The sequence below is a fragment of the Roseibium album genome (assembly GCF_965233825.1).
GTDB lineage: Bacteria > Pseudomonadota > Alphaproteobacteria > Rhizobiales > Stappiaceae > Roseibium > Roseibium album.
This window is the reverse complement of the sequence record NZ_OZ247583.1, coordinates 2,917,027-2,931,931: the sequence shown is the minus strand read 5'-3', so window position 1 is coordinate 2,931,931 and position 14,905 is coordinate 2,917,027. Positions and strand designations below refer to the sequence as shown.

Annotated in this window: 12 protein-coding genes and 1 tRNA gene; 9 read left to right on the top strand and 4 right to left on the bottom strand. The window is 56.7% G+C overall.

Annotation, left to right across the window (positions count from 1 at the left end):
- Positions 1-3: 3 nt before the first annotated feature.
- Complete coding sequence (locus tag ACO6TI_RS13585; protein WP_422385103.1) at positions 4-1,458, bottom strand: gamma-glutamyltransferase; 1,455 nt, start codon at positions 1,456-1,458, stop codon at positions 4-6.
- A gap of 56 nt (positions 1,459-1,514) precedes the next feature.
- Positions 1,515-2,315: an ion transporter gene (locus ACO6TI_RS13580; RefSeq protein WP_055111504.1), complete on the bottom strand. Its 801-nt coding sequence runs from the start codon at positions 2,313-2,315 to the stop codon at positions 1,515-1,517.
- Positions 2,316-2,478: 163 nt separating this feature from the next.
- Here ACO6TI_RS13580 and ACO6TI_RS13575 point away from each other — a divergent pair.
- A tRNA-Gly gene (locus ACO6TI_RS13575) sits at positions 2,479-2,552 on the top strand.
- A 622-nt stretch (positions 2,553-3,174) separates the two neighbouring features.
- Here ACO6TI_RS13575 and ACO6TI_RS13570 read toward each other — a convergent pair.
- Both ACO6TI_RS13570 and ACO6TI_RS13565 read right to left on the bottom strand, forming a co-directional pair.
- On the bottom strand, positions 3,175-4,797 hold the full coding sequence (locus tag ACO6TI_RS13570) for a GMC family oxidoreductase N-terminal domain-containing protein (protein ID WP_104703415.1): 1,623 nt from the start codon (positions 4,795-4,797) through the stop codon (positions 3,175-3,177).
- On the bottom strand, positions 4,794-5,507 hold the full coding sequence (locus ACO6TI_RS13565) for an FCD domain-containing protein (RefSeq protein ID WP_422385102.1): 714 nt from the start codon (positions 5,505-5,507) through the stop codon (positions 4,794-4,796). The genes ACO6TI_RS13570 and ACO6TI_RS13565 overlap by 4 nt, the downstream gene beginning before the upstream one ends.
- Positions 5,508-5,732: 225 nt before the next feature.
- Here ACO6TI_RS13565 and ACO6TI_RS13560 point away from each other — a divergent pair, with 225 nt between their 5' ends.
- From ACO6TI_RS13560 to ACO6TI_RS13525, 8 genes are all read left to right on the top strand, one after another.
- Complete coding sequence (locus ACO6TI_RS13560) at positions 5,733-7,202, top strand: aldehyde dehydrogenase family protein (RefSeq protein ID WP_422385101.1); 1,470 nt, start codon at positions 5,733-5,735, stop codon at positions 7,200-7,202.
- 52 nt (positions 7,203-7,254) lie between these two features.
- Positions 7,255-8,229, top strand: a complete 975-nt coding sequence (locus ACO6TI_RS13555) for an ABC transporter substrate-binding protein (protein ID WP_055112645.1) — start codon at positions 7,255-7,257, stop codon at positions 8,227-8,229.
- 62 nt (positions 8,230-8,291) lie between these two features.
- On the top strand, positions 8,292-9,812 hold the full coding sequence (locus ACO6TI_RS13550; protein ID WP_422385100.1) for a sugar ABC transporter ATP-binding protein: 1,521 nt from the start codon (positions 8,292-8,294) through the stop codon (positions 9,810-9,812).
- A complete protein-coding gene (locus ACO6TI_RS13545) occupies positions 9,809-10,792 on the top strand; it encodes an ABC transporter permease (RefSeq protein ID WP_055111499.1) in 984 nt (327 codons plus the stop codon). The genes ACO6TI_RS13550 and ACO6TI_RS13545 overlap by 4 nt, the downstream gene beginning before the upstream one ends.
- A gap of 28 nt (positions 10,793-10,820) precedes the next feature.
- Positions 10,821-11,798, top strand: a complete 978-nt coding sequence (locus ACO6TI_RS13540; protein ID WP_055111497.1) for an ABC transporter permease — start codon at positions 10,821-10,823, stop codon at positions 11,796-11,798.
- Positions 11,795-12,892, top strand: a complete 1,098-nt coding sequence (locus tag ACO6TI_RS13535) for a mandelate racemase/muconate lactonizing enzyme family protein (RefSeq protein ID WP_055111495.1) — start codon at positions 11,795-11,797, stop codon at positions 12,890-12,892. Before ACO6TI_RS13540 ends, ACO6TI_RS13535 begins: the two co-directional genes overlap by 4 nt.
- An 8-nt stretch (positions 12,893-12,900) precedes the next feature.
- On the top strand, positions 12,901-13,935 hold the full coding sequence (locus ACO6TI_RS13530; protein WP_281926471.1) for a zinc-dependent alcohol dehydrogenase: 1,035 nt from the start codon (positions 12,901-12,903) through the stop codon (positions 13,933-13,935).
- Positions 13,932-14,702, top strand: a complete 771-nt coding sequence (locus tag ACO6TI_RS13525; protein WP_055111491.1) for an SDR family NAD(P)-dependent oxidoreductase — start codon at positions 13,932-13,934, stop codon at positions 14,700-14,702. The genes ACO6TI_RS13530 and ACO6TI_RS13525 overlap by 4 nt, the downstream gene beginning before the upstream one ends.
- Positions 14,703-14,905 lie beyond the last annotated feature (203 nt).

Here is a 14,905-nt window from a genome sequence, read left to right as displayed (position 1 = left end):
AAGTCACTCAACGATCACCGCGGCGCCTTCCCTGCGACTGTCTCCAACACTCTCGAACCGACTGTTGCCGTCAGTTGAAACGGCATGCACTCCTCCGAAAAACATGTTCTTTTCCGGCCAAATGCGATGGTCGGGGAAATGGTCTTTCAGTTGCGATATCCCGCTATCAGTATCAAATACCTCAACGTCCAGTTGCCCGTTCTCGATATGCAGCCGCGGCGCACGGACAGCCTCTTCCAGTTCGGCAGATCCGAGGCACAAGCGCGCGACAACCTGGAGGATTGCCGAGCGGATCCTGCTGGACCCGCCCGAGCCGAGCGCTACCAAACGACCACCCGGTGCATCGATCAGGGCCGGACACATCATGGATGCAAGCCTGGTATCCGTGGGCCAGTCCGCTGAACCATGCGGGTTCACATCCTCTTCTCCGAGAATGTTGTTCAGCATGAACCCATAGCCGCCCACAACCTCGCCGTTTCCGGTCCCGTTGGAAACGGTGACCGAACAGGCATTTCCCTTAGCATCCACGGCTGAAATGTGAGTTGTTCCCTTCTGGCGCAAGGGACGGTCCAGAAGCCTGCCGAGGTCTCCGCAGGCCGACAGCCGCGCCTGGTCGGTCAAGTGAAGCGCTCTTGCGAAAGCCGGCAAATCGCAGCCATCAAGACGGGAGAGTGCGTATCGGATCAGTACCCCGCAGGCTGCGGGTGGCGGGTTCAGGAAAACATCTGCTCCGCCCAGAGCAACGGCAAGCGGTTCTCGGGCGACCACTTCATAGGATTCCAGATCTTCACGGCTCAAGTGGCCGCCATCGCTTTGCTCTGCCAGCAATTGATCTGCGATGCCGGTTTGCAGCCAGTCCGTGCGCGCCAATTCGCAATACAGATCGGCGAGCCCGGGATTGTAGAAAAGCGAATTGACAGCCGGCAGTTCCCCGGAAGGCGCAAAAAGGTTTTGTGCGGCCGGAGTTGCAGTCAGTATCGGCCGGACCACCGTCGACAGATAATGCTGATATCCGGTGACGCGATGCCCGGATTTTCCAGCGTCTATTGCGGGTGCGAACAGATCCGCCAGAGGCAATGTCCCGCCGTTTTCATGAAGCGCAGTCAGACCCGCGAAAAATCCCGGCACGGCAACCGTTGCCGGCCCGATGTGAAAAACCTGCGTTGCCGACCCGAAATCGGCGGTAATACTGTGAAACCCGCTGGAACAATTGCCACGTTTTTGTTTCGGGGTTTGCGGGAAAAAGTCGAGCAGCGTGGTCCTTCCGCTCTGCCCATCGCGAATCATGGCAAATCCGCCACCGCCCGGTGACGCCAGAACCGGCTCGCACACACAAGCCATCGCCAGTGCGGCTATTGCGGCATCAAAGGCGTTGCCGCCCTCACGCAACATTTCAGCCCCTGCATCGGCCGTAAGCTGATGACCGGCCGCGATGGTTCCCTTTGGTGCCTGTGCCATGGTTTGGTCAAATCATGCGCTTCAAAGAAACGCAAGCGCAGCCTGCTGGATATGCCCTAAGTCGATTTTTCGGAGACTTTGCCGCGCAGTTCCTTCAGCTCCAGACGAAGCGCCTTGACCTCTTCCAGGATCTGGCTTGTCTCGTCCTGGATTGCCTGCCGGTTCGCGTCGGCCTCCGCTTCGTGCTCCTCCTGCATGGCCGAAACGATGATACCGATAAAAAGGTTGAGCACCGTGAAGGCTGTGCACAGAATGAAGGGAACGAAGAAAAGCCAGGAAAGCGGAAAGACTTCCATCACCGGACGCACGATGCCCATGGACCAGCTTTCAAGCGTCATGATCTGGAAAAGCGTGTAAAGCGAAGCCCCGAGATCGCCGAACCATTCGGGAAATGCCTGTCCGAACAGTTTCGTTGCCATGACTGCAAATACGTAAAAAACAAGCGCCATCAGCACGACAATCGATCCCATGCCCGGCAGTGCAGCGATCAGACCGCCGATTACGCGGCGCAACGAGGGAACTACGGAAATCAGGCGCAATACGCGCAAGATGCGAAGCGAGCGGAGCACGGACATGGCTCCGCTGGAAGGTATCAAGGCAATTCCGACAATTACGAAATCGAAGATGCTCCACGGGTCCTTGAAGAAACTCAGGCCATGGGCGTAGAGCCTTAGGACCAGTTCCACCACGAATATTCCGAGAATGATCTTGTCGAACAGAACAAGCCATCCGCCGATGCTGTCCATCATAAACGAGCTTGTCTCAAGCCCCAGCGTCACCGCGTTCAAAACGATGATCGAAATGATGCAGAATTCCCAATTGCGCGAGGTGACCAGCGCCCTGACCTGATTTCGCATTTACCTGACCCGGGGTTCGTTCGTTCGATGATAAATCCGCGCTGTTGCGCCGGCGCGAACATGGCGATTTCTTCGCCGCAGCGCAAGATCACGTCTCCTGGGAAAAGGAAAGTCCCCAACTTGACAGGTCTGGCAAGTCGGCGCAGAAATCAATCCGGTCGAAGCGGGTGTAGCTCAATGGTAGAGCAGAAGCTTCCCAAGCTTAAGACGAGGGTTCGATTCCCTTCACCCGCTCCATTTTTTCAGTTTCTCCGAGCTCGTTCAACCAAAGGCTATTTTTCGCGGATGCACCGGGGAAGCATGAGGCAGTGTTTCGTGCGCCCACTATCCCGCTACCCATTCAACTCAAGACACTAAAGAAAACCTGTCGTGCGGGCAGTCCAATCGGCCGTCCAACTGAATGCAAACTTGGTCAGCGTGCCGCGTCGGATTGGAAAAGAGACGGGAAAGGAATGGGAAAGAAAACTGGCAGCTCAGGTATGTCGGTCAAACAAATCCGGTAGTCCTGCCACCTGGCATCGTGGTATTTATTTGCCCTGGCGCTCATTGAGAAAACCCGACCGCCCCCCGCTTGGCTCCCTCATTTTGGACGAGCACATAAATTCCGGTCTGTTTCCAACAGCGGAGAAAGTTCGCGAAGCAATATCTCGCCTGATTGTCGCGAAGCGGATGTAAGCAAAAGTCATGTTCGATGACTGAAAGACGCCGAAATCAGAAAAAAGGTTTTGTCAGAAGCGGTACACGGGTTCTTTCCTGCCGCTGTCACACGACGTTTTCCCATCCTGGGCAGAAATTCGACCGGCCCGAAACTTCAGCGGAAGGTAGCATGCCAGATAAAAGTGACGTTTCTATGCGACCGTCAGTTTTTCGATGCCAGCACAAACTCGGCGCATCGTGATCCAATCATCATTGCAGGCGCGTTGGTATTGCCAGCATTGATATCCGGCACAGCGGACATGTCGCATACTCTCAGGGCCTCAATTCCACGCACCTTCAACCGGGCATCGAGTACTGCCATCCCGTCGCCATCGGCACCCATGCGAGCCGTTCCGGCAGGATGGTAGTTTGTCTTTACAAACCGCTTGCAGTGATTTCTCAATGCCATGTCCGAATTGTCCCCGGGATCCGGGATCGCGACATTCCTAATCTTCGATGCCAACGGCTCAGATTTGAACGCATCAACAAAAAAACGTTGACCAGCGATCATTTCCTGCATGTCCTCTTCTTCCTTTAACAGATTTGGACAAACGATCGGCATGTGAGACGGGTCTGCCGATGCGAGCCTGACTTCGCCTCGCGACTTCGGTTTCACGACAACGGTCGTGACGGTTACCCCGTACCCGTCCTTCAACTCGGTTTGAGCATCCCGGTCGAGATAAACGATGGGAACACAGAAGGCCTGTATTGTCGGTTCGGCATCCCGATTTCCTGGATTTACAAAGGCACCCGCCTCAACACCTGCAGAGGTCACGGGACCGCTGCCGAAAACCTTGAACTGAAGGCCGTTCCAGAGCATTCGCAAACCTTCACCCTGACGGTAGTACCCATGAGGTCCATTTGAATAGGCCGTGATTGGCACTTCCGGGTGATCGATCAGGTTCTGGCCGACGCCAGGCAAGTCACATTGGACGGCGATATCGAATTCCCTGAGATGCTCTGCCGGCCCGATGCCAGACAACATGAGGATCTTTGGCGTAACCAATGCACCCGCTGCTAGAATGACTTCACCACTTGCACGCGCTTCATGAGAGCCTGTGGGGTCTCGATACCTCACACCTACCGCCCGGCCGTTTTCGACAATCACCTTGTCAACGGAGGCCTCAAGCTTGATTGTCAGACGAGGATCATCCTTGATTGGCTCAAGAAACGCATAGGCAGTCGAACTTCTCCGACCGTGCCTGTTGGTGAACTGATAAAATCCCACACCGCGCTGGCTTGAGCCATTGAAATCGGAGTTGTAGGGCTCGCCAAGTTTCTGCACAGCCTGCACGAACCACCGCGACATCGTATCTATGTAACCCGGATCGGAAACCTTTACTTCTCCGTCCGTTCCATGAAGGTCGCCGGAAAGCCGGTTGTTTGCTTCCATCCCGGTAAAGTGCGGCAGCACATCCGACCAGGCCCAGCCTGGATTGTCGTTATTGCCACACAAGATCCCGTTCCAGCTGTCGTAGTCCTGCGGTCGGCCTCGCATATAGACCTGTGCATTGACGGATGATCCACCGCCAAGGACATTGCCTTGTGGAATTTCGTGCACTCTCCCGTCCAGATGCGATTGCGGTGTTGTCCTGTGGTATCGCATGTATTTGGATCCGTTGATCAATTTGAAAATGCCAGGAGGCATATCAAGCAACGGATGCCGGTGAGAGTACCCTGCTTCAAGAAGCAAAACGCGAGCACCGCCCGATGTGACCAACCTTGATGCGGCAACGCCGCCGCCAGATCCCCCTCCAACCACGATGTAATCGAATTCGGCCGTCATTCTTCCCCCCAATCGAACGTGACACGGACGAATTCCCAGGCCGCCTTCAGATGATTTGTGAGCGCCTCTTCGGCAGCCAGCGGATCACGTTCCATAATGGCGTCCAAAATGGCCTTGTGCGCCAGGTAATTCACTTCATTGCGCTCGGGTGAGCGCAGCATGCGATCCCACTGCGGTGCAAGCCAGGACGTATAGCCTTCGTGGATCGTGGGAAAGATCGGGTTCCTCGGTATCCGGTAAAGAACACCGTGAAAGGCAACGTCGGTCCGGTAGAATTCCGAGGAATCGGAAATGGCATTCCGGTTGTCTTCGAGCGCAGCCCTGAGATTGATAATGTCTTCCTTGCGCGCTGCCAAGGCAGCTTCCCGAACCAATGCGCGCTCGATGAAGACACGGCTGTCATAGAGGTTCTTTATGCCGGAACGTTCCGTCAAAAGGTGCTGAACGACATTGCCGCACGCGTGCAGAACGGTTGCATAATCCGGTTTGCGAACAATCGGCCGGAATCGCGGGCGCGTTTCTATCAAGCCCCTGCTGGACAGTTTGGAGATTGCTTCCCTGATGACGGTCCGGCTGGCACCGAACTGTTCCATCAACTCCCGCTCGGCCGGTAGTGGCGCCCGGTTTTCCAGTTCACCGGAAACAATCTTCGCTTCCAGCATCGCAACCACACTATCCGCCGCACGCCCCGTGTCGTTCCCGATGTCCATGAGGCATCAACTCTCCCGTGTCATCGTTTTCATCTATTTTGGTATGACATAAATATTTTTCTCGTAAAGCAATTTTTTCCAACTCCTTGAAATTTTCCCTTATTTTCTCTTGTTTTTCATATGTTTATTATTTTTAAGTACCAATTTGCCAATTTAAGATTGACTTTGGTCTCTTTTATCAACTTACTTATCTCAGTTTGGTCATACCAAAGGCAATACAATCTCGTGTTCGACATTACCCTCAGTTCCGAAATGCCCACAGCCGCCGAGATGTTCATCAACGGCCAATGGGTCGAACGTGGCCAGACGAACGCGCTGGAGGTCGAGAACCCCTCGAACGAAAACGTCATTGCGACAATCCCGGACGGGAACGCCGAGGATGCCCGCAAAGCACTTACATCAGCCAAAAAGGCACAAGCGGCCTGGGCGGCAATGCCTTCCGTCGAACGCGGCAGCCTTGTCGCCTCGCTCGCCGATCAGGTCGCGGCACAAAGACAACACCTCGCGCGACTTGTTACCCTTGAACAGGGCAAGCCGCTGAGCCACGCACTTCAGGAGATAGATGCCGGCATCACCTTCCTGAGATACGCCGCGGAAAACGCTCGCAGGGTCGAAGGCGACATCGTCACATCGGACAACCGTTCGGAAGAGATCCACATCAGACGTCACCCCTACGGCGTTGTGGTTGGATTGACCGCCTGGAACTATCCCTTCGCACTGGCAGCACGAAAGCTGGGTCCTGCACTGGTAGCCGGAAACACATTCGTTTTGCTCTCACATGAGGCGACCCCGTTGTCGGGTCTCGCGCTTGCGCAATTGAGCGACAAAGCCGGTTTCCCGGCAGGAGTGTTCAACGTGGTCACCGGCCGCGGACGCGTCGTCGGAGAAGCGCTTGTCCGAAGCCCGCTATCCGATCTCGTCACGATGACCGGAAGCACGCGTGCCGGGCGCGAGATTTACAAATCCGGCGCGGAGGATATCAAGGTCATCCGTCTTGAGCTTGGAGGCAAGGCACCCTTCCTCGTCATGGAAGACGCAGACATCGACAGCGCGGTCTCCGCGGCGGTTGCGGCGCGGTACACCAACTGCGGACAGATCTGTACCTGTAACGAGCGCATGTATCTTCACCGCTCGATTGCAGACGAATTCCTGGAAAAATTCATTGCTGCGTCAGAAGCGCTGAAAATCGGCGATCCACTCGGCAATGTGGACCTCGGTCCCAAGGTCAGCCGCGTGGAAAGGGACAAAGTTGCCGACGTCGTCGCTCAGAGCATTTCCTCAGGTGCCGACATTCTCCTCAAGGGCGGCATTCTGGAGGACGGTCCCTTTGCGAAGGGACACTGGCTCGCGCCCACCGTTCTTGAAGCAACGCGAAATGACAATCCTGCCGTCCGGGAAGAAATATTCGGCCCCGTGGCAACTGCTGTAAGGGTCGATGATTTCGACATGGCGGTCGCATATGCGAACGACACGTCATTCGGACTGTCCGCGTACCTGTTCACCCGCGATTACAAACGTCTGGCCGAGGCACCCTACCGTCTGAAATTCGGAGAGCTCTATCTCAACCGGTCCAATGGAGAGGCGGTTCAGGGATTTCATACCGGATGGGGCCTGTCCGGACTGGGCGGAGAAGACGGCCGCTACGGCTTCGACGGCTACCTGCGCAAGCAGACAGCCTATCTGAATTGGGGTTAGTGCCTCAAAATCTCGCGACCGGGGGGATTCTGGTCGCACCAAAGTGGAGGAAATGATGAAACGGACACTCTTGCTGGCAACTGCCATCGCCTTCGGCGCGGTGACTTCGATCGCCTCGGCCGCCGGCTTGCCGCCCCTTGAGCAAAAGGATCGATACAAGGTCGGCTTTGCCCAGATGGAATCCAACAATCCGTGGCGGATCGCGGAAACCAAATCCTTTCATGATACGGCCGAGAGCTGCGGCTGGGACCTGATTGCGACGGATGCAGCCGGTTCTGCAGCCAAGCAGGTCGCAGACGTCGACAGCATGATCGCACAGGGCATCGACGTTCTGTTCCTGCCACCGCGCGAAGAAAAACCGCTCATTCCTGCCGTCAAAAAGGCAAAGGCAGCAGGCATACCGACATTCCTGGTCGATCGTTCCGTCGATCCGAATGCCGCCAAGCCGGGCGAAGATTTCGTTGCCTTCCTCGGGTCTGATTTCATCGATCAGGGTCGCCGAGTCGCGGAGTGGACCATCGCAAACTTCAAAGGTGACAAGGGCATCATCGTTGAGCTGGAAGGAACAACAGGTTCATCGCCGGCAAATGACCGCAAGAAGGGGTTTGACGACCGCATCCTGGAAGACGACCGCTTTGAGATCGTTGCCTCGCAATCCGGTGACTTTGCCCGCGATCTCGGTCGCCAGGTCATGGAAACGCTTTTGCAGGCACATCCCGACGTCAACATCGTTTATGCCCACAATGACGAAATGGCGATCGGTGCCATCCAGGCGCTTGAATTGGCGGGACGCAAGCCCGGCGAAGATGTTCTGGTCGTCTCGATCGACGGCACGAGGGATGCGCTTCAGGCGATTATCGACGGAAAGATGGGCGTAACCGTCGAAAGCTCGCCGTTCTTCGGACCGCTGGCCTGCGAAACCATGAAACGGTACGCCGCCGGTGAATCCATAGAGCATTGGGTGCAGGTCAAGGACCGTATCTTCACCACTGACAATGCTGCGGCGAATATCGACGAAGCCTATTGATGCCATCTGCCGGAAGAGACCACTCTTCCGGCTTTTTTCCTTCCGTGCCGACAGGAATCCACATGGCCCCCTTGCTCACGATGAACGGGATCAAGAAACATTTCGGCGGAGTACCTGCTCTGCGAGATGCGTCTCTTGAAATCGAACCCGGCGAAGTTCATGCACTGATTGGCCAAAACGGTGCGGGAAAATCTACCCTGATCAAGATCCTTACCGGGCTTTATCGCCGCGACGAAGGTGAGGTTGAATTTGCCGGTGCACCCAGCCATCTGTCGTCACCGCGAGGAGCGCAAAGCGCCGGAATCGCGACAATTTATCAGGAACTCAACCTCGTTCCGCTGCGTTCCGTCAGCGAGAATGTCGTGATGGGTCAAGAGCCGAAATCCTTCGGCTTCATGATCAACTGGCCGGAAGCGCACAGGCGCACCCGAGAAATCCTGTCCCGCTTCGGCATTGAAATTGACGTTACCGCACCGCTCGGCAGCTATTCCACCGCGATCCAGCAGCTCGTGGCGATCGCGCGTGCCGTTTCCATGGACGCCAAGCTTGTCATCATGGATGAGCCGACTTCGTCGCTGGACAGTTCCGAGGTCGAAATCCTGTTCGGTGTCGTCAGGGAGCTGAAATCATCTGGCGTTTCCGTGCTTTACGTATCCCACTTTCTCGACGAACTGTTCCAGATCTGTGATCGCGTGACAATCATGCGCGACGGCAAGACGGTTGGCTGCCGCGAAATCGCCGATACGACGAAACTTGACCTGATCGCAGCCATGCTTGGGCGCAACGCCGATGAGATCGAGGCGGAGGGGCTGACCGAACTGGCGGGCGGCAGTACTGCCTTCGACGAAGTCGTGCTCGATGTCGACCATGTTGCCACCGGACCACGACTGTCGGAATTTTCAATGTCTCTCCACCGGGGTGAAATCGTCGGCCTCGGCGGCCTTCTCGGGTCGGGGCGCACAGAGGCTGCAAGAAGTATTTTCGGTCTGGATCCCCTGACCTCCGGAACCCTCCGGCTGAATGGCAGGGAGTTCAAACCGGCAGAACCTTCCGAAGCGATCCGGGCCAGGATCGCTTTCCTGACGGAAGACCGGAAGGCGGAAGGCATCGTTCCGGATATGTCCGTACGGGAAAATCTGACACTCGCGCTCTTGCCGAGCCTGCGAAGAAACGGGCAAATCGACAGGGAACGCGAAAAGGAGCTTGTCGGTGAGTTCATCAGAAAACTCGGCATCAAAACCTCACACATGGATCAACCCATTCGTGAGCTTTCCGGAGGAAACCAGCAAAAGGTTCTGCTTGCCCGCTGGCTGGCCACGAAACCTGACATTCTGATACTCGATGAACCGACACGCGGTGTCGATGTGGGTGCAAAACGCGAGATCCAGGCGATCATCCGGACCTTCGTCGACGAGGGGCACGCTGTTATCCTGATCAGTTCCGAATTCGAAGAGCTGGTCGAAGGCGCCAACCGTATCGTCGTGATGCATGAAGGCAAGTCGGTATCCGAGCTGACCAATCCGGGCATAACTGAAAACGCCCTGGTCAGGGCGCTTGCCCACCACGAGGATGCAACGCCATGACCACGGTGACATCGGAAGAGACCATGCGCACAGACTATACGTCCCGCCTCAAGGATCACGGAGGCCTGATCGCGCTGGCGATTATTCTGGTCTTCAACATCCTCGTGACGCCGAACTTCCTCCACACACAGACGCTCGCGGTCAACATTTCCCAGGTCGCTACAATCGCGATTGTCGCCATGGGCATGACGCTGGTGATTGCGACGGGCGGGATCGACCTGTCGGTCGGTGCGGTCATGGCCCTTTCAGGTGCCCTGGCACCTTTGATCTTTCTGTCCGATTTCGGACAGGCCTATCCGGTCCTCGGACTGATTGCAGCACTGTTGTTCCCGCTGTTGGCTGCGCTGGTGTGCGGCATGTTCAACGGCATCATCGTGTCGGTGCTCAAGGTGCAGCCGATCATCGCGACGCTTATTCTGTTCATTTCGGGCAGAGGCATCGCGCAGGTTCTCACCAACGGAAACCTACAGACGTTCTCCAATCCCGAATTCAGCTATCTGGGTACCGGCAAGATCCTCGGATTTCCCTTCCAGGGATGGCTGGCGCTGGCGATCGCCTGCCTGCTGTTCTGGGTGGTGAATCGGACGATCTTCGGCCGTTACCTACTTGCAATCGGCGGCAACGAACGGGCTGCAAGGCTTGCCGGCGGCCCTGTTCGCGGCGTCAAGATCGGCGCCTATGTCATCTGTTCCGTTCTGTCCGGCCTCGCCGGTCTGATTGTCGTTGCCATCAATTCCGCCTCCGATGCGGCGCGCAACGGCAATCTCATGGAGCTCGATGCGATTGCGGCAGCCGTGGTCGGCGGCGCACTGTTGCAAGGCGGCAAAGCGCCGATCTTCGGTGCCATTCTCGGCGCAGTCATCATCCAACTCGTCAAATACACATTGCTGGCCAACGGCGTTGAAGACGAGGTCGCGCTCATCGCCAAGGCCGCGATCATCCTGGCTGCCGTCTACATCCAGCAAGCGCGAAAGGAATAGGACAGTGCTTGATCAAAACGCCTTTGACATGCGCAAATACATCTCGCGCAACCCGCAATCGGTGGCGGTGTGGATCGCGCTGTTCGTGCTCATCGTCTTTGGATTACTGCGCTACGACAATTTCGGCAGCGCCTACAACATCACGTCATTCCTGAACTACAACGCGATGTTCATCGCGATCTCCGTCGGCATGTGTTTTGTCATCCTTACAGGTGGCATCGACCTTTCCGTGGGATCCGTTGCCGCCTTCACCTCGGTCGTCGCAGCCTATCTCAGCCCCTATGGCATCGAAGTGGCGATGCCGCTTGCCATTCTCTCGGGTGTCGGTTTTGGCCTCTTCAACGCGGTCTGCATCGTCTTCGGCAGAATACCCCCGTTTATCGCGACGCTCGCAACAATGCTGGGTGCAAAGGGTGGCTCGCTCGTGATTTCCGGAGCCCAGACAATTGCCGTCGACTGGGGGTCGAATTTTACACATCTCGGCATGGAAAAAGCCATGGGGATCGTGCCCTGGACAATCGTGCTGGTCGGTATCCTGATCATTGGCCTCTGGATTGTCCTGGAGATGACCAGTCTCGGACGAACGATCCTGGCGGTCGGCGGCGGTGAAGACGCTTCCGTCATGATGGGTCTGAAGGTCAACCGTGCCAAGATCTTTGCCTACGCGCTTTCCGGCGGCTGCGCGGGGCTTGCGGGTGTTTTTCTGGCATCCGGGTTCGGCGCCGGACAACCGCTGGAAGGCGTCGGCTGGGAACTCTCGGCCATCGCATCGGTCGTGGTTGGCGGCACACTTTTGACCGGTGGTCTCGGATCGATCCCCGCAACTGTTGCAGGTGCGCTGCTTCTGGGTCTTGTGTTCAACATCCTGAACTTTGAAAACGGCAAGGGCTGGATCAGCTTCAGCGCCTATTGGCAAATGGTGATCCGCGGAGCTTTCCTGTTCGCCGTGATTCTCTTCCAGACGCGTGTCATGTACCGCCGACCCAATGTGGAGTTCGCCAAATGACTGCGATCAGGGAGATCCACACGAAACTGTTCCACGTTCCCCTTGCGGAAGTACTTGTCGATGCCAAGCATGGCGACCACACCCTCTTCGAACTGGTGACCGTCACCATTGTACTCACCGACGGAACAGAGGGCACGGGCTACACCTATACGGGTGGAAAGGGTGGTCACGCGATTGCCGCAATGGTTCACCACGACCTGGCCCCGTTTCTGATCGGCCAGGATGCCAGTGCGGTCGAAGATCTCTATGACGGCATGCAGTGGCATATTCATTATGTCGGGCGCGGCGGAATTGCCTCCTTCGCGATTTCGGCCGTCGATATTGCGCTCTGGGATATTCGAGGCAAAAAACGCGATTGGCCGCTCTGGAAACTGGCAGGTGGCGCAGACAATCGCTGCAAGGCCTATTGCGGCGGCATAGATCTCAACTTCCCGCTGCCCAAGCTGCTCAAGAGCATTCAGGGATATCTCGATCGCGGGTTCAACGGCGTCAAGATCAAGATCGGTCAGCCAACCATCGAAGCCGACCTTTCACGCATTGCAGCTGTTAGGGAATTCATCGGTCCGGACATAGCGTTCATGGTCGACGCAAATTACTCCATGTCTGTGGACGAGGCGATCACCGCAGCACAGGCGTTTGCGCCGTATGATATTCTCTGGTTCGAGGAGCCTACCATTCCGGACGATTACAAGGGATACGGCAAGATAGCGAACGCAACGGGTTGCCCGCTTGCAATGGGTGAAAATCTTCACACGATCCATGAATTCGAATATGCGTTCAGGGATGCCAAACTCAGCTTCATCCAGCCGGATGCTTCCAATTGCGGCGGCGTGACCGGCTTTCTGCAAGTTGCCGATCTGTCGCGCGAGCACAATTTGCCGATTTGCAGTCACGGCATGCAGGAACTCCATGTCAGCCTCGTGTCCGCTCAGGTTAATGCCGGTTGGATTGAGGTTCATTCCTTCCCGATCGATCAATATACAAAGCAGCCGCTCAGGGTAGAGAACCATCTGGCGCTCGCCCCGGAGGCACCCGGTATCGGGGTTGACTTCGATTGGGCGCTTCTTGAACCCCACAATATTCTTACCCTTTAGAGGTTTCCATGATCAGCAATGCTGCCGTCTATCGCGGCGACAAGACGTTTTCCCTCGAGCAAAAGCATGTATCCGCGCCGGGATCCGGTGAAGTTCAGGTCAAGGTGGCCTATTGCGGTATCTGTGGAACCGATCTCCATATTTTTCTCGGTCACATGGACCAGCGTGTCGGCTTCGAACGCACGATCGGACATGAGATGTCCGGCACAATCGAGGCCGTCGGAGAGGGTGTCGATGGCTTGGCACCGGGAGACCGGATCGTGGTCAGACCACTCGATCACTGCGGTGAATGTCCCGCCTGCCGTGCGGGCCATGATCATATCTGCCATAACCTGAAGTTCATCGGGATCGATACGGAAGGCGCATTCCAGGAGTATTGGAACGTCCCGGCACACACCATCCATGTTCTTCCCGCAGACCTTGACCTGTCTCACGCCGCCCTGATCGAACCGCTGGCAGTCGCATGTCATGACGTGAGCAGAGCCCGGGTCAGGCCGGGCGAGGACGTGCTTGTGATCGGCGGTGGCCCTATCGGCCTTCTGGTCGCCCTCGTCGCACGCAATGCCGGTGGCAACGTCGCGATCAGCGAGATCAGCGAAAGCCGGCTTGCCTATGCGAACAAGCTGGGTTTCACAACCATCAATCCGAAAACGTCCGATGCTGCCGAACAGGTCAATGATCTGACCGGTGGCAAGGGAGCGGACGTGGTGTTCGAAGTCTCGGGCAGTCAGCCCGGTGTGGACCTGATGACCGATGCGGCCGCCGCACGTGGCCGTATCGTGATGGTGGCCATTCATGCGAAAAAACCGGACGTGGACATGTTCCGCTTTTTCTGGCGTGAACTGGAGCTTTTCGGAGCGCGCGTCTATCGGCCCGAGGACTACGAACAGGCCATGCGGCTTCTGGCCGAGGGTGTCGTCGAATGCTCGAGCTTTATCACCGACATCCAGCCGCTTGAGGATATCCAGGGCGCTTTTGAAGCGCTGACACAGAATCCGAGCGCAATCAAATCCATGATCCAGATAACCAGGAACGACACATGAGTGTTTTGGACAGTTTCAGCCTTGCGGGAAAAACCGCCCTTGTCACGGGCGCCAAGCGGGGGATCGGCAAAGCCATGGCAGTGGCACTCGCAGAAGCCGGAGCGGACATCATCGGTGTCAGCGCCAGCCTGGAAAGCGCGGGCAGCGCGATCGAAGCTGATGTGAAGGCGCTCGGCAGAAGCTTTCACGCCTACCAATGCGACTTCGGTGACCGGAGCGCATTGAAGGCCTTCGCAGCGAAGGTCAACGAAGAACACCCGGTCATCGACATCCTTGTGAACAATGCCGGCACGATCAAGCGGGCACCCTTGACCGAACACGACGATGACATCTGGGATGAGGTGATTGAAATCAATCTTTCCTCGCAGTTCCTTCTGACCCGCGAAGTCGGATCCCGCATGGTTGCGCGCGGTTCCGGCAAAATCATCTTCACGGCATCCCTGCTGACGTTTCAGGGAGGCATCACCGTTCCGGGCTACGCTGCCTCAAAGGGAGGGATTGGCCAGCTCACGAAGTCCTTTGCAAATGAATGGGCCGCAAACGGGGTAAACGTGAACGCCATTGCACCCGGTTACATTGCAACGGACAACACCGAAGCGCTGCGAAACGATCCGGCGCGCTCAAAGTCGATTTTGGAGCGCATTCCGGCAGGCCGTTGGGGCAAAGCCGTGGACTTCGCCGGTCCGGCTGTTTTCCTTGCCTCGGCAGCTTCCGACTACATGAACGGATCCATTGTGACTGTCGACGGTGGCTGGATGGGTCGATGATGGCCGCGCTGCAACCGAAATCCGCTTCCCGTTCTCAGATATTTGCTCGAAATGGAACGAATGCCGGCTTTCGGTAGCAGGCGGACAACAGACGAACGTCCGTTTCGAGGGTGCGAAGCAGACAAATGACAAGCCTCTGGATCAGGGCCTGTCACTCGTTTTTTCGCGTCCCCTCACCGCGTGGGGCCGAATGGAAATTGCCG

Bases quoted from the DNA above. Each gene is read 5' to 3' on its own strand.
- ACO6TI_RS13585 (WP_422385103.1), bottom strand. From the start codon at position 1,458: ATGGCACAGGCACCAAAGGGAACCATCGCGGCCGGTCATCAGCTTACG.
- ACO6TI_RS13580 (WP_055111504.1), bottom strand. From the start codon at position 2,315: ATGCGAAATCAGGTCAGGGCGCTGGTCACCTCGCGCAATTGGGAATTC.
- ACO6TI_RS13530 (WP_281926471.1), top strand. From the start codon at position 12,901: ATGATCAGCAATGCTGCCGTCTATCGCGGCGACAAGACGTTTTCCCTC.
- ACO6TI_RS13540 (WP_055111497.1), top strand. From the start codon at position 10,821: ATGCGCAAATACATCTCGCGCAACCCGCAATCGGTGGCGGTGTGGATC.
- ACO6TI_RS13535 (WP_055111495.1), top strand. From the start codon at position 11,795: ATGACTGCGATCAGGGAGATCCACACGAAACTGTTCCACGTTCCCCTT.
- ACO6TI_RS13525 (WP_055111491.1), top strand. From the start codon at position 13,932: ATGAGTGTTTTGGACAGTTTCAGCCTTGCGGGAAAAACCGCCCTTGTC.
- ACO6TI_RS13545 (WP_055111499.1), top strand. From the start codon at position 9,809: ATGACCACGGTGACATCGGAAGAGACCATGCGCACAGACTATACGTCC.
- ACO6TI_RS13555 (WP_055112645.1), top strand. From the start codon at position 7,255: ATGATGAAACGGACACTCTTGCTGGCAACTGCCATCGCCTTCGGCGCG.
- ACO6TI_RS13565 (WP_422385102.1), bottom strand. From the start codon at position 5,507: ATGGACATCGGGAACGACACGGGGCGTGCGGCGGATAGTGTGGTTGCG.
- ACO6TI_RS13570 (WP_104703415.1), bottom strand. From the start codon at position 4,797: ATGACGGCCGAATTCGATTACATCGTGGTTGGAGGGGGATCTGGCGGC.
- ACO6TI_RS13550 (WP_422385100.1), top strand. From the start codon at position 8,292: ATGGCCCCCTTGCTCACGATGAACGGGATCAAGAAACATTTCGGCGGA.